We start from the raw sequence: 327 nt of genomic DNA on the forward strand, positions 1-327 counted from the left end.
CCGTGTTCGCCGTGGTGGCGCTGATGCTGGTGACGGTGGCGACCGGCTCCCTCCTGGACGACGAAACCATCTGGCGCAGCTTTGCGCGCAAGGGCGTGGCTCCCCATCCTCCCCGGGTGGATCCGAGTCGCCCGACCGCCCTGTGCGAATCCTGCTGGCTCGTGTCGAACCTGCCCGCTTCCGGCCATGACGCGGCCTGTCCACGCTGTTCGGCGCCCCTGCATCAACGCAAGCCCAACAGCCTCACCAGAACCTGGGCCCTGCTGATCACCGCCGCCATCCTCTACATACCGGCCAATCTCTTCCCGATCATGACGGTGATCTCGC

Annotated in this window: 1 protein-coding gene; it reads left to right on the plus strand. The window is 66.7% G+C overall.

Going from position 1 to position 327, the window contains the following annotated elements; genetic code table 11:
- A partial coding sequence (locus tag ACZYTC_RS34285; RefSeq protein WP_488991764.1) for a paraquat-inducible protein A occupies positions 1-327 on the plus strand: 327 nt, incomplete at both ends.

This window comes from Labrys sp. F242 (genome assembly GCF_057813875.1).